At 53.5% G+C, this 14237-nt stretch carries 12 protein-coding genes; 7 read left to right on the forward strand and 5 right to left on the reverse strand.

Annotation, left to right across the window (positions count from 1 at the left end; genetic code table 11):
• Positions 1–15 precede the first annotated feature (15 nt).
• Together J4614_RS06770 and J4614_RS06775 are read left to right on the forward strand one after the other, a co-directional pair.
• On the forward strand, positions 16–2562 hold the full coding sequence (locus tag J4614_RS06770) for a fimbrial outer membrane usher protein (RefSeq protein WP_023220742.1): 2547 nt from the start codon (positions 16–18) through the stop codon (positions 2560–2562).
• A gap of 8 nt (positions 2563–2570) precedes the next feature.
• The gene (locus tag J4614_RS06775) at positions 2571–3647 is read left to right on the forward strand and encodes a fimbrial protein (RefSeq protein ID WP_000794035.1); all 1077 of its coding nucleotides are present in this window, start codon (positions 2571–2573) and stop codon (positions 3645–3647) included.
• Positions 3648–3760: 113 nt separating this feature from the next.
• On the opposite strand, the gene J4614_RS06780 is transcribed toward J4614_RS06775, so the two are convergent.
• Together J4614_RS06780 and J4614_RS06785 are read right to left on the reverse strand one after the other, a co-directional pair.
• The gene (locus J4614_RS06780) at positions 3761–4531 is read right to left on the reverse strand and encodes an ABC transporter permease (RefSeq protein ID WP_000983418.1); all 771 of its coding nucleotides are present in this window, start codon (positions 4529–4531) and stop codon (positions 3761–3763) included.
• Complete coding sequence (locus J4614_RS06785; protein ID WP_000150628.1) at positions 4528–5454, reverse strand: ABC transporter ATP-binding protein; 927 nt, start codon at positions 5452–5454, stop codon at positions 4528–4530. The genes J4614_RS06780 and J4614_RS06785 overlap by 4 nt, the downstream gene beginning before the upstream one ends.
• A 108-nt stretch (positions 5455–5562) precedes the next feature.
• Between J4614_RS06785 and can the strand changes: the two genes are divergently transcribed.
• Positions 5563–6225 (forward strand): carbonate dehydratase, encoded by a 663-nt coding sequence (gene can / locus J4614_RS06790; RefSeq protein WP_000651590.1) that lies wholly within the window; start codon positions 5563–5565, stop codon positions 6223–6225.
• A gap of 57 nt (positions 6226–6282) precedes the next feature.
• Here the strand turns inward: can and hpt are convergent, their stop codons facing one another.
• A complete protein-coding gene (gene hpt, locus J4614_RS06795) occupies positions 6283–6819 on the reverse strand; it encodes a hypoxanthine phosphoribosyltransferase (RefSeq protein ID WP_000683342.1) in 537 nt (178 codons plus the stop codon).
• A 205-nt stretch (positions 6820–7024) separates the two neighbouring features.
• Between hpt and J4614_RS06800 the strand changes: the two genes are divergently transcribed.
• Positions 7025–9415, forward strand: a complete 2391-nt coding sequence (locus J4614_RS06800) for a pyrroloquinoline quinone-dependent dehydrogenase (protein ID WP_000829733.1) — start codon at positions 7025–7027, stop codon at positions 9413–9415.
• Positions 9416–9492: 77 nt separating this feature from the next.
• Here the strand turns inward: J4614_RS06800 and cueO are convergent, their stop codons facing one another.
• The gene (cueO, locus tag J4614_RS06805) at positions 9493–11103 is read right to left on the reverse strand and encodes a multicopper oxidase CueO (protein WP_000946047.1); all 1611 of its coding nucleotides are present in this window, start codon (positions 11101–11103) and stop codon (positions 9493–9495) included.
• Positions 11104–11304: 201 nt separating this feature from the next.
• On the opposite strand from cueO, the gene J4614_RS06810 reads away from it, so the two are divergent.
• From J4614_RS06810 to speD, 3 genes are all read left to right on the forward strand, one after another.
• Positions 11305–11652 carry a YacC family pilotin-like protein gene (locus J4614_RS06810; protein WP_000846613.1) on the forward strand — a complete coding sequence of 116 codons (348 nt, stop codon included), beginning with the start codon at positions 11305–11307 and terminating at the stop codon, positions 11650–11652.
• 106 nt (positions 11653–11758) lie between these two features.
• Positions 11759–12619 (forward strand): polyamine aminopropyltransferase, encoded by an 861-nt coding sequence (speE, locus tag J4614_RS06815; protein ID WP_079841608.1) that lies wholly within the window; start codon positions 11759–11761, stop codon positions 12617–12619.
• A 20-nt stretch (positions 12620–12639) separates the two neighbouring features.
• Entirely contained in the window at positions 12640–13434 is a 795-nt protein-coding gene (gene speD / locus J4614_RS06820; RefSeq protein WP_000734276.1) for an adenosylmethionine decarboxylase, read from the forward strand.
• Positions 13435–13463: 29 nt separating this feature from the next.
• On the opposite strand, the gene J4614_RS06825 is transcribed toward speD, so the two are convergent.
• Positions 13464–14231, reverse strand: coding sequence for a DeoR/GlpR family DNA-binding transcription regulator (locus tag J4614_RS06825; protein ID WP_000678254.1), 768 nt, complete (start codon positions 14229–14231; stop codon positions 13464–13466).
• Between the last annotated feature and the right edge of the window lie 6 nt (positions 14232–14237).

Here is a 14237-nt window from a genome sequence, read left to right on the forward strand (position 1 = left end):
GGGATGAGAGTGCCGATGCGCAAAAGGCAACACCGGGGATTTTATTTATCGCGCTGCGCTGTGTGTATCGCGCTGGGCAGCACGTTCGCACATGTTGCATGGGCGCGCGACTATTTCAATCCGGCATTTATTGAACACCATGGGCAGGCGAATAGCACAAGCGTCGATCTGTCGACATTTGATAACGACAAAAGCCAACTTCCTGGCACCTATTACGTCACTATCATTATCAACAAAACAGAAATCGGCGCGCGAAACGTTGATTTTCAACTCACGACGCTCAGTGACGGTCAACAGGCATTACAGGGCTGTTTACGGCTTCAGGAACTAAAAGATAACGGCGTCAAAACCGACCTTTTTCCAACGCTGGAGAGTGAAAAAAGCTGCGTCAATCTCAGCGCTATCCCCGGCGCCAGCCAGCAGTTTGATTTTCAGCAACAGGCATTATCGATAAGCATCCCTCAACTCTACATCGCCAACAACGCGCGCGGCTACGTGCCGCCGGAAAAGTGGCAGGAGGGAATTACCGCGCTAATGCTGAACTACAGTTTCAGCGGCTATAAAGAGTACGGTTCCAGTGAGGATTCCGACGATGCGGAATCGAAGTATCTCGCTCTCCAGCCGGGTTTTAACCTCGGGCCGTGGCGTTTTCGCAACTACAGTAACTGGAGCGCAAATAACGGCGAGAGCGGTAGCTGGAACAGCGTTTATAACTATTTACAGCGCGACATTATCGCGCTGAAAAGCCAGTTCACCGCCGGAGACAGCAATACGCCATCCGACGTGTTCGACAGCGTACCTTTTCGCGGCCTCCAGCTCACCTCTGACGATCAAATGCAGCCCAACAGCCAGCGTGGTTACGCCCCGACGATTCGCGGCATCGCCCGTTCAAACGCGCAGGTTATCGTGCGGCAAAACGGTTATATCGCCTATCAAACTGCCGTTTCGCCGGGCGAATTTGAAATCAACGATATGTTTCCCACCGGCAGCAACGGCGACTACGACGTGACGGTAAAAGAAGCCGACGGTAGCGAACAGCATTTTATCGTGCCCTACTCTTCGCTGCCGATTCTGCAGCGCACCGGACGGGCAAAATACAGCGTGACCGTGGGTAAATATCGTGATTACGACAACCACACGCTGGACGACTTCGGCCAGGCGACCCTGCTGTACGGCCTGCCGTGGGGTATCACGCTGTACGGCGGCAGCCAGATTGCCGGCGATAAATACCAGTCCGTCGCCTTCGGCGTCGGGCAAAATATGCAGATGCTGGGGGCCATTTCCCTGGACGGTATCTGGTCGCACGCCAAATTTGACGATGGCCGCAAAGAAGCCGGGCAATCCTGGCGCGTCCGCTACAGCAAGGGCGTCGTCAGTACGGGCACCACGTTTTCGCTGGCCGGCTATCGTTACGCCAGCGAAAACTACAATTCGCTGAGCGAGGTGATCAACCCGGACGACGATTTTTATGATAACTACGGCAAGCGCCATAATCGTTTCGAAGCTTCAGTCAACCAGCAAATTAGCGATACGCTCGGTTCCTTAACGCTAAGTTGGGTAAAAGAAGATTACTGGCACAGCGCGCAGCAGATGGAATCTCTGAGCGCCAACTACAACAATAGCTGGGGCCCGGTGAGCTATACGTTAAGCTACAGCTATAACAAAAACACCTACCAGTACCGATCGGATAATGACGATGATGATAACGACGACGATCGTTATAACCAGAACGATCGGCTGTTCACGCTGTCGCTGCATGTTCCGTTTACGGTGTTCGATTCCAGGCTATACGCCAGCTATATGCTGAACACGCGTAAGCACGATGCTACGGTGAACAGCACCACCCTTAGCGGCACCGCGCTGCGTGACAGAAACCTGAACTGGTCGTTACAGCAGAGCCACAGCACACAAGACGGTGATTCCGGCGGGGTAAACGCCAGCTACAAAGGCACTTATGCCAACCTCAACGCCGGTTACAATCAGTCGCCAGATAGCCAACAGGTCAGCTACGGCATCAGCGGCGGCATTCTGGCGCACGAAAACGGTATTACCCTGAGCCAGCCAATTACCGGCGCGGCGATTTTAATTAAAGCGCCCGGAGCCAGCGGCGTTTCAGTTGAAAACCAGACCGGCGTCGCCACCGACTTCCGGGGTTATACGGTGATCCCCAACGTCACTCCGTATTATCGCTACGATATCTCGCTCGACAGCAGCACGTTTGCCGACAACGTGGATATTCCACTCAACAACCAGACTGTCTACCCGACGCGTAATGCGGTGGTGCGCGCGGCGTATGACACGCATAAGGGCTATCGCGCGCTGTTAACGCTGACGCGCAGCAATGGCGAGCCCGTGCCCTTTGGCGCGACGGCAAGCGTCGATGGGCAGGATGCGAACCTGGCCAGTATCGTCGGCGATAAAGGCCAGGTCTTCCTCAGCGGCCTGCCGGAAGAGGGCCTGCTCCTGGTGAACTGGGGAAGCGCCTCTTGCCGCGCGGATTACCGTCTGGATATCAGCAAAAATATGAACGGCATCGTGATGGCGAACGCCGTCTGCCAGTGAGGAACACAATGAAGAATTTATGGATGCTGCTGGCGTTGTCGCTATTTTCAGGCCATGCGCTGGCAGACGGAACGATGGGCAACGGAAGCGGCTGGTGTCAACCAACCAGCGGCACGCATGATTTTCCTTTTAGTTTTAATCAGACCATTACCGATACGGATGGGAACCAGACGGGAACCATCGTTGAAGAGCACTGGTCAGCAGGCGGAGAATATTCGGCTAAATGCGACTGCGATAACAGTGATTATCGCGGGTACAACTATTTCACTGCGACCACCGGCGATCTGACACAGAAAGGCACGCACAGCGAGACGCGATACTACGGACATATGGATTACTATGTCCTCGTGGCAGGCAAACTGGAAATTGGTACCGAAGCGTATATAGCCGGGAAGCTTGGCGAATATATTCCCGTCCCGTTTTCCTCAATCAGCAATAATGATGCCTCCGCAGGCGGCTGTGGCGATGCAGAAATGAAATCAATGACGGCGGGCAATAAAGGCACGGTAAGGATTTATATTACTCATCCTTTGGTCGGAGAAATCTCGATCCCGCAAACAACGATCATGAATCTCTATTTATCAAAAACGCCGGGCAGCAGTGGAGATAATATTCCCCCCTCCGTTCCCCCTATCGCGCACGTCACCATGTCCGGGACCATTACCGTGCCGCAGTCCTGTTCCATCAACGCCGGGCAGGTTATCGAGGTTAGGCTGCCGGATATTGAGGGCAAAGATATTCGTCACCTCGGCGACAGTCCGCAGAACTCGCACGTCACCACTCAGGTAAACTTTACCTGTAGCAACGTGGCGGACGGCACCAACCTGTCAATGTCATTGAATGGAGAAACCGATCCGCACAACCCGGAATACCTGAAAACCGACAATGAGAATTTAGGGATACGGATTTCCGATAAATACGATAAGACCATCGTTCCCGGCGGCAGCGCCGAATTGCCGATTGAAGATTACGCCGACGGTAGAGGCAGCACCGAGTTCACCGCCGCGCCGGTCAATACCACCGGACATGTCCCCCACACCGGAGAATACCAGGCTACCGCCACGCTGGAGATTCAGATTCGCTGAGAGAAGCGTTGGGGTTCAGCAAGCCTCCCCCCACCCACAGACCCGTAACCCATTGATATTACGGGCCCGTAGATGGGATGAAGCGAAGCGCAACCCAACGCCCCTGTCAACGCTTAACTGCGCAACCCGCGCCCACGCTGGATCAGTGACCAGCACAGCAGGTAGAAAGCGGCGATAAAGATCACCAGTACGCCAAATGTGGTGACCAGCGGCACATCATGGATACCCAGGAAACCATAACGGAAGCCGCTGATCATGTAGACGATCGGGTTCAGGTGCGACAACCCTTGCCAGAACGGCGGCAGCAGCGTCAGCGAGTAAAATACCCCGCCGAGGTAGGTCAGCGGCGTCAGCACAAAGGTCGGGATCAGGCTGATATCGTCAAAGGTTTTCGCAAACACGGCGTTCAGCAGTCCGGCCAGCGAGAACAGAATCGCGGTCAGAATCAGCGTTAGCGCGACAAATACCCAGGAATGCACCTGGAAAGGCACAAAAAAGAGCGAAATCGCCGTCACCAGAATCCCCACGCACAGCCCGCGCGCCACGCCGCCGCCGACAAATCCGGCGATAATCACGTGCGTTGGTACCGGCGCGACCAGCAGTTCCTCAATATTGCGCTGAAACTTGGCGCTAAAAAATGACGACGCGACATTCGCGTAGGAGTTAGTAATAACCGCCATCATAATCAGGCCCGGCACAATAAATTGCATATAGCTAAAACCATGCATTTCGCCGATGCGCGAACCGATCAGGTTACCGAAAATAATAAAATAGAGCGTCATCGTGATGACAGGCGGCACTAGCGTTTGCACCCAGATCCGCATAAAGCGGTGGATCTCTTTCGCCCAGATGCTTTTAAGGGCAACCCAGTAAAGCTGCATCATGCGCGATCTCCTTGTTTTTCATGCACCAGCGACACAAACAGTTCTTCCAGACGGTTGGCTTTATTACGCATACTTAATACCTGAACCCCCTGCTCGCTCAGTTGGCTAAAAACGCTGTTAACCCCCTGCTCGCGCAACACTTCAACCTCCAGAGTCGAGGTATCCACCAGACGATATTGATAACCCGTAAGCTTAGGTAGCGGGCTTTTTGGCGCTAAATCCAGAATAAACGTCTCCGATTTCAGCTTTGAAAGCAGATTTTTCATGGAGGTATTTTCCACCAGCTCACCGTGCTGAATAATACCGATATTGCGGCACAGCATTTCCGCCTCTTCCAGATAGTGGGTGGTGAGAATAATCGTGGTGCCTTTGGCGTTTAAGTCTTTCAGGAATCCCCACATCGAGCGACGCAATTCAATATCGACGCCCGCCGTCGGCTCGTCGAGAATCAATAGCTTAGGTTCATGCATCAATGCGCGGGCGATCATCAGGCGGCGTTTCATCCCACCGGACAGCATCCGCGCGCGTTCACTACGCTTTTCCCACAGATCGAGCTGTTTTAAATACTTTTCGCTACGTAAAACCGCCTCTTTATGTTCCACGCCGTAATAACCGGCCTGATTCACTACGATCTGCTGCACCGTTTCAAACGGGTTAAAGTTAAACTCCTGTGGCACCAGTCCAAGCTGTCGCTTGGCGTTAACCACGTCTTTTTCCAGGTCGTAACCAAAAACGTTAACGCGCCCGGACGTTTTATTAACCAATGAGCTGATAATACCGATGGTGGTCGATTTCCCTGCTCCATTTGGCCCCAGAAGCGCGTAAAAATCCCCCGCTTCGACCTGCAAATCTATGCCGCGCAGCGCCTGAACGCCGCCGGGATAGGTTTTTTTAAGTTGTTGAAGTTCCAGCGCAATGGTCATAAATTCTCACTTACTTTACGTTCTTACACTTTATATATGGTTTAAATAACTACGGAGTTGCCCTATATTAGCCCAACGCACTTATTTGGTTACAGGTCGTTAACTTCCATGAAAGACATAGATACACTCATCAGCAACAATGCACTATGGTCAAAAATGCTGGTGGAAGAGGACCCCGGATTTTTTGAGAAACTGGCGCAAGCGCAAAAACCGCGCTTTCTATGGATTGGATGTTCCGACAGCCGCGTTCCCGCAGAGCGTTTAACCGGGCTTGAACCGGGCGAATTGTTTGTTCACCGTAATGTGGCTAACCTGGTTATTCACACCGATCTGAACTGTCTCTCCGTGGTTCAGTATGCGGTAGATGTTCTGGAAGTTGAGCATATTATCATTTGCGGCCACTCCGGTTGCGGCGGTATCAAGGCTGCGGTAGAAAACCCTGAGCTGGGCTTGATTAATAACTGGTTGCTGCATATCCGCGACATCTGGCTTAAACATAGCTCGCTGTTGGGAAAAATGCCCGAAGAGCAACGTCTGGACGCGCTCTATGAATTGAACGTCATGGAGCAGGTCTATAACCTGGGGCATTCCACCATTATGCAGTCAGCGTGGAAACGCGGGCAGAATGTGACCATTCACGGCTGGGCGTACAGTATCAATGATGGCCTGCTGCGCGATCTTGACGTCACCGCCACCAACAAAAAAACGCTGGAGAACGGCTATCATAAGGGTATCTCCGCCCTAAGTCTGAAATACATTCCCCACCAATAAGCCATTAGCTATAGGCCGGATAAGTCGCTTTAGCGACGCCATCCGGCATTTCTGCTCTTACTCGTCCAGCAGCACCACTTTACCAACATACGGTAGATGGCGATAACGCTGGGCGTAGTCGATACCGTAACCGACTACGAATTCGTCCGGAATCGAAAAGCCAACGAACTCAACCGGCACGTCCACTTCGCGGCGAGAAGGTTTATCCAGCAGCGTACAAATCGCCAGCGATTTCGGCTCGCGCAGGCCCAGGATTTCACGGACCTTCGACAGCGTATTACCGGAATCAATAATGTCTTCGACAATCAGCACGTCTTTACCGCGAATATCCTCATCCAGATCTTTGAGGATTTTCACGTCGCGGGTGGTGGACATGCCGCTACCATAACTGGAGGCGGTCATAAAATCGACTTCATGAGGAACCTGGACTTCACGGCACAGGTCCGCCATAAACATAAATGAGCCACGCAACAGACCTACCAGCACCATTTCACTGCCGCTGTCTTTATAACGTTCGGTAATCTGACGACCCAGCTCGGCAATACGTGCTTTGATCTCCGCTTCGGGGATCATGACTTCAACAGTATGTTTCATATTTATAACCATATGATTTAAAAACAAATCACTCAATGCCGGTGACTAATAACGCCGCATTGACGCGCAAGGCACGCAGTATAACAGCAAACGTATTCATTCGCGGCATTTGATAAGAAAGCTCATTTTGTGATGACGATCACACATGTTAATTCCTATACTTAATTGCTACTAAAAAATTAACAATTTGGGATGGTGTCTTTTTATGGCAGAAAATAACGCACGATCGCCACGATTACTCGTGACGCTGACGGCCCTCTTTGCAGCACTTTGCGGGCTGTATCTTCTTATCGGAGGTGTCTGGCTGGTTGCTATTGGCGGTTCCTGGTACTACCCCATCGCGGGCCTCGTGATGCTGGTTGTGGCCGGATTGCTATGGCGCAGTAAACGTGCCGCGCTGTGGCTGTATGCCGCCTTGCTGCTGGCGACAATGATTTGGGGCGTGTGGGAAGTCGGGTTCGACTTCTGGGCGCTCACGCCGCGTAGCGATATTCTGGTGTTTTTCGGCATCTGGCTAATATTGCCGTTTGTCTGGCATCGGCTGGTGGTTCCTTCCAGCGGCGCAGTGGCGGCGCTGGTCGTGGCGCTGCTGATTAGCGGCGGCATTCTGACCTGGGCTGGCTTCAACGACCCGCAGGAGATCAACGGTACGCTTCGCGCCGACGCCACCCCCGCCGCAACAAGCTCGTCGATCGCCGACGAAGACTGGCCGGCCTATGGACGTAATCAGGAAGGCCAACGCTATTCGCCGCTGAAACAGATCACTGCGGATAACGTTCACCAACTGAAAGAAGCGTGGGTCTTCCGCACCGGCGATCTGAAACAACCCAACGATCCGGGCGAAATCACCAACGAAGTGACCCCGATTAAAGTCGGCGATACGCTCTACCTGTGTACGGCTCACCAGCGTCTGTTCGCACTAGACGCCGCCAGCGGTAAAGAGAAGTGGCATTTTGATCCTCAGTTGAAGACCGATTCGTCTTTCCAGCATGTGACCTGCCGCGGCGTCTCTTATCATGAGGCCAAAGCGGATACCGCCTCGCCGGAGGTCATCGCCGACTGTCCGCGCCGCATTATCCTCCCGGTCAATGACGGTCGCCTTTTCGCGGTGAATGCCGAAACCGGCAAGCTGTGTGAAACCTTCGCCAATAAAGGCGTCCTGAATCTGCAAACCAATATGCCGGACACCACGCCGGGACTGTATGAACCGACGTCGCCGCCGATTATCACCGATAAAACGATCGTCATTGCCGGTTCGGTCACGGATAACTTCTCTACCCGCGAAACGTCCGGCGTTATCCGTGGTTTTGACGTTAATACCGGTAAGCTACTGTGGGCCTTCGATCCGGGGGCGAAAGATCCGAACGCGATTCCAGCCGATGAGCACGCTTTTACCTTTAACTCGCCGAACTCCTGGGCGCCTGCCGCCTATGATGCGAAACTGGATCTGGTCTATCTGCCGATGGGCGTGACCACGCCGGATATCTGGGGCGGTAACCGCACGCCGGAGCAGGAACGTTATGCCAGCTCCATCCTGGCGCTGAATGCCACCACCGGGAAACTGGCCTGGAGTTATCAGACCGTCCATCACGATCTGTGGGATATGGACCTGCCGGCACAGCCGACGCTGGCGGATATCACCGTTAACGGTACCACCGTTCCGGTTATCTATGCGCCAGCGAAAACCGGTAATATCTTTGTGCTCGACAGACGTAATGGCGAGCTGGTCGTGCCCGCTCCGGAAAAACCGGTCCCACAGGGCGCGGCAAAAGGCGATTACGTCGCCAAAACTCAGCCGTTCTCTGATTTAACCTTCCGCCCGAAAAAAGATCTCTCCGGCGCGGATATGTGGGGCGCGACCATGTTCGACCAACTGGTGTGCCGCGTTATGTTCCACCAGTTGCGCTATGAAGGTATCTTCACCCCGCCGTCCGAGCAGGGGACATTGGTATTCCCTGGCAACCTGGGGATGTTTGAATGGGGCGGTATTTCCGTCGATCCAGACCGTCAGGTCGCTATCGCTAACCCGATGGCGCTGCCGTTTGTCTCGAAGCTGATCCCACGCGGCCCGGGTAATCCGATGGAGCCGCCGAAAGACGCGAAAGGTACCGGTACAGAAGCAGGTATTCAGCCACAGTACGGCGTACCGTTCGGCGTCACGCTGAATCCGTTCCTTTCGCCGTTTGGCCTGCCGTGTAAACAACCGGCCTGGGGCTATATTTCCGCGTTGGATCTGAAGACCAATGAAATCGTGTGGAAGAAACGTATAGGGACGCCGCGCGACAGTATGCCGTTCCCGATGCCAGTTCCGGTGCCGTTCAACATGGGGATGCCCATGCTCGGCGGGCCAATCTCAACCGCCGGTAACGTGCTGTTTATCGCCGCGACCGCCGACAACTACCTGCGCGCTTATAACATGAGCAACGGAGAAAAACTGTGGCAGGGACGTTTACCCGCCGGAGGCCAGGCAACGCCGATGACCTATGAGGTAAACGGTAAGCAGTATGTGGTCGTTTCTGCCGGAGGCCACGGTTCGTTTGGTACGAAGATGGGCGACTATATCGTCGCCTATGCTTTGCCTGACGACGCGAAATAACCATTAATGCCCGGCGTATGCCGGGCATTGTGCCGGGTGGCGGCTTCTCCTTACCCGGCCTGCGTCGGAGACAGCGATTAGACCGTAAATCCTAACATCATTCCCGTATCTTCATGTTCTAACAGATGACAGTGCGCCATATAGGCATGTTCCTTCGGCGCGTCGTGATCGAACTTGACCAGCACTTCACTGATACCGCCCTCAACGCGTACCGTATCCTTCCAGCCCGTTCTGTGCGCCGCTGGCGCTTTGCCGTTCTCTGACAGAATACGGAACTGCGTGCCGTGAATATGGAAAGGATGCAGCATCATGTCGCCCACGCCGGAAATCACCCAACGTTCATGTCGGCCTTTTTGCGCCGCGAACATCGGTTTGTTCATATCGAAGACCTGGCCGTTGATAAAGTTAGCGTTATGGAAGTCGAATTTTCCGCCGTGATTCATATTGCCCATCGCGCCATGATTCATCCCGCTGTGATCCATGTTGCCATGATCCATCTCGCCATGCCCCATATTGCCGCCCTGCATATGCGCGTTCATGCTGTCATGATCCATACCGCTCATCGCCTGAGCGCCATATTTCTTCATCAGCATTTGCATCCCCATCATATCAAGACGCGGGTCCATCGACAGTTTCAGGTTGCGCACCGTTAGCCCTTCCAGCGACGGCAACGCAGGCATCGTCGTCAACGTATCCGGCAGCGTACCGGAGGCGGTAATCCGCAGCGGCTGGATACGCATCACCGGATGCGGTTTATCAAACGGAGCGATCGCCATTCCCATCTGGCTGACCGGCAGCGTCACCAGATCAAAGGCTTTCCCGTCGCTGATATCCACCAGCACTTCAAAACGCTCGCCCATTAATAACGGCAGTTCGGTGACTTTCACCGGCTCCGCCAGCAGGCCGCCGTCGCTGGCGATCACATAAAGCGGACGATTATCGCTGGCGGCGATATTCAGCGAACGCGCATTACAGCCATTTAGCAAGCGCAGACGTAGCCAGCCTTTCGGCGCAGAATGCTGCGGATAGATAGCGCCATTGGTCAGCAGCGTATCGCCAAACCAGCCGACGGCGGCGGTCATAATATCCAGTTGATAATCAATCTGACCATCGGCGGAGAAGCGTTTGTCCTGAATGATCACCGGCACATCATCGATGCCCCACTGTTTCGGCAGGCGCAATTTGCGAATCTCGTCATCTTCAATCAGCACCAGTCCGGCAAGGCCCATCGCCACCTGGCGCCCGGTTTTGCCGTGTTTATGCGGATGAATCCAGCAGGTCGCGGCGCGTTGCTCCGGTGTAAACGTCACCGTGCGGGTTCCGCCTGCGGGAATAATCCCCTGCGGGCCGCCGTCGACGATGCCCGGAATCTCCAGACCATGCCAGTGAAGCGTCGTGTCTTCGGCCAGTTGGTTATGGATATCAACGGTCACACTTTTTCCTTTGTGAAGCTGTACCGCTGGCCCCAGCAAATTACCGTTGTAGCCCCAGGTTGTCGCGTTCTTACCGGCGAATGTCGACTGTCCGGCTTTAACAATTAACTGCATACGGTTGCTCGCATCTGCCGTTAACAGGTCAGGAATAGGCAACGCGGGACGTTCGGCGGCAAAAGCGGCGCGGCTCCACAGCGGCAGCGCTGATGCAACCCCCAGCGCCACTGAATATTTTAAGAAATCACGGCGTAACATAATCATTTCCTTATAATGAACAGGCGGGTGTCTAAGCTTAGACCCTGCCCTAACGGGAAGGTCAAGCCAGCAACACGTCTTTACCATTCCTGACAGCAATACAATAAGAATGAAAACGCCGCGACCAATCCTGATAATAAAAGTCGTCGCTACGTTCTCAGTATGCTAACGTTGACTTTCCCTGATGCCGTGGTAGAAGCAATGAAGACGTTTTTCAGACCCGTGTTGTTTGGCAGCCTGATGGCCTTATGCGCAAATAGCTATGCGCTTACTGAATCCGAAGCTGAAGATATGGCCGATTTAACGGCGGTTTTCGTTTTTCTGAAAAATGACTGTGGTTACCAAAATTTACCCAACAGTCAGATTCGCCGTGCGCTGGTCTTTTTCGCCCAGCAAAATCAGTGGGACCTGAGTAACTACGACACCTTCGATATGAAATCGTTGGGCGAAGACAGCTACCGCGATCTTAGCGGCATCGGTATTCCGGTCGCTAAAAAATGTAAAGCTCTGGCCCGCGATTCTCTGAGCCTGTTAGCCTACGTTAAATAATCCTCCGCGATCCTATTGCTGAAATAATGACCGTGCATCCACGGTCATTGTTAGCTATGATGTTGCGCCCTTTTTTTACGGGTGTTAACAATGGAGGTATCAGCCAATGGCCGAAAATACGATGTGGCATGAAACGCTACACGACCAGTTTGGTCAGTACTTTGCCGTAGACAACGTTCTGTATCATGAAAAAACCGATCACCAGGATTTAATCATCTTTGAAAACGCCGCTTTTGGCCGCGTGATGGCGCTGGACGGCGTGGTACAGACCACCGAACGCGACGAGTTTATTTATCATGAAATGATGACCCACGTCCCGCTGCTGGCGCACGGTCATGCGAAACACGTTCTGATTATCGGCGGCGGCGACGGCGCAATGCTACGTGAAGTTACCCGGCATAAAAACGTCGAAACCATCACCATGGTGGAGATAGACGCTGGCGTAGTCTCGTTTTGCCGCCAGTATTTACCCAACCACAATGCCGGCAGCTACGACGATCCGCGCTTTACGCTGGTGATCGACGACGGCGTGAATTTCGTCAATCAGACCCATCAGACCTTTGATGTGATCATTTCCGACTGTACCGATCCGATAGGCCCCGGCGAAAGCCTGTTTACCTCCGCCTTTTATGAAGGCTGTAAGCGTTGCCTGAATCCGGGCGGCATTTTTGTCGCCCAGAACGGCGTGTGCTTCCTGCAACAGGATGAAGCGCTCGACAGCCACCGCAAGCTGAGTCATTACTTCAGCGATGTCGGCTTCTACCAGGCGGCGATTCCGACCTATTACGGCGGCATTATGACCTTCGCCTGGGCGACGGACAACGACGCTCTTCGTCACCTGTCGAGCGAAATTATTCAGGCGCGTTTTCATGCCGCCGGCCTCAGATGTCGCTATTACAACCCGGCTATTCATGCCGCTGCATTTGCGCTACCGCAATATCTACATGACGCACTGTCCGCACAGTGACGTTAAGGAGGTGATAAAAATTGAAAAAGCTGAAACTGCATGGCTTTAACAATCTGACGAAAAGCCTGAGTTTTTGTATTTACGATATCTGCTACGCCAAAACCGCAGAAGAGCGCGATGGCTATATCGCCTATATCGATGAACTCTATAACGCCAACCGACTGACCGAGATCCTGTCGGAGACCTGCTCCATTATCGGCGCGAACATCCTGAACATCGCCCGTCAGGATTATGAACCCCAGGGCGCCAGCGTCACGATTCTGGTGAGCGAAGAGCCGATCGACCCGAAACTTATAGATCAAACCGAACATCCCGGCCCGCTGCCGGAAACCGTGGTGGCGCACCTCGATAAGAGCCATATCTGCGTGCATACCTATCCAGAAAGCCATCCGGAAGGCGGGCTATGCACCTTTCGCGCCGACATCGAAGTGTCAACCTGCGGGGTGATTTCACCGCTAAAAGCGCTCAATTACCTGATCCACCAGCTAGAGTCCGATATTGTCACCATCGATTACCGCGTGCGCGGCTTTACGCGCGACGTCAACGGTATGAAGCACTTTATCGATCATGAGATTAATTCTATTCAGAATTTTATGTCGGAAGATATGAAGTCGCTGTATGACATGGTGGATGTAAACGTGTATCAGGAAAATATTTTCCATACCAAGATGCTGCTTAAGGAGTTCGATCTTAAGCACTACATGTTTCACACCAAACCGGAAGATCTCACTGAAACCGAACGCCAGGAGATCACCGCCGCGCTGTGGAAAGAGATGCGCGAGATTTACTACGGCCGCAATATTTCTGCGGTCTGATTCACCACTGGCAGCGCCTGACGGCGCTGTCACTCCGGCTGCACCAGCGTTAGCGCAAAAGCGCGCCCTTTCAGTTCAACCTGCGCTGACGGCGGCAGATTGACGTCGGTAATCACATCATTAAAGCGCTCAAGCGGCACCACATTAAAGAGCGAATGCGCGCCATACTTACTGCTGTCCGCCAGCAACACTTTGCGCTGCGCATTAGCAATAATCTCCTGTTTAAGCCCGGCCTTATCTTCCGTTGGGGTCGTCACGCCCGTTTTTACCCCCCATGAATTACAGCTCATAAACGCGATGTTCGGATACACGCTACGCAACAGCTTACGCCCATGCTCACCGATACAGGACTGACTGCTGTCATCGATACGACCGCCGACAATCGTCACTTCAATTTGCCGGAACTCAGCTAAAAACAGCGCAATATGCAGATCGACGGTGATGACCCGCAGCGGAAGATGGGTTAAGCATTTCGCCAGCTCCATCATTGTCGTACCTGCATCCAGCACGACGGCATCGCCAGCATTCACCAGCGATGCGGCAACGCGTGCGATCGCCCGTTTTTCAGCAGGCGATCGCAGTTGTTTTTCATTGGTGGTGGGCTGGGCGGGTTCAAAACGCCGCAGCGCCACGCCGCCATGACTACGGCTGATCACGCCCTGCTCATCCAGCTTGATCAAATCGCGACGGATAGTGGCTGGTGATGCGTCAACCGCCTCAACCAGCTGTTCTACCGTAACCAGCGTATGGTTTTTCAGATACGCCACAATGAGATCCAGACGGTGTTGTCCTTTCATAACAGG

The organism is Salmonella sp. 32031103-2018-00083-FB-01-SM-01 (genome assembly GCF_017571995.1).
GTDB classification, from domain to species: Bacteria; Pseudomonadota; Gammaproteobacteria; order Enterobacterales; family Enterobacteriaceae; genus Salmonella; species Salmonella enterica.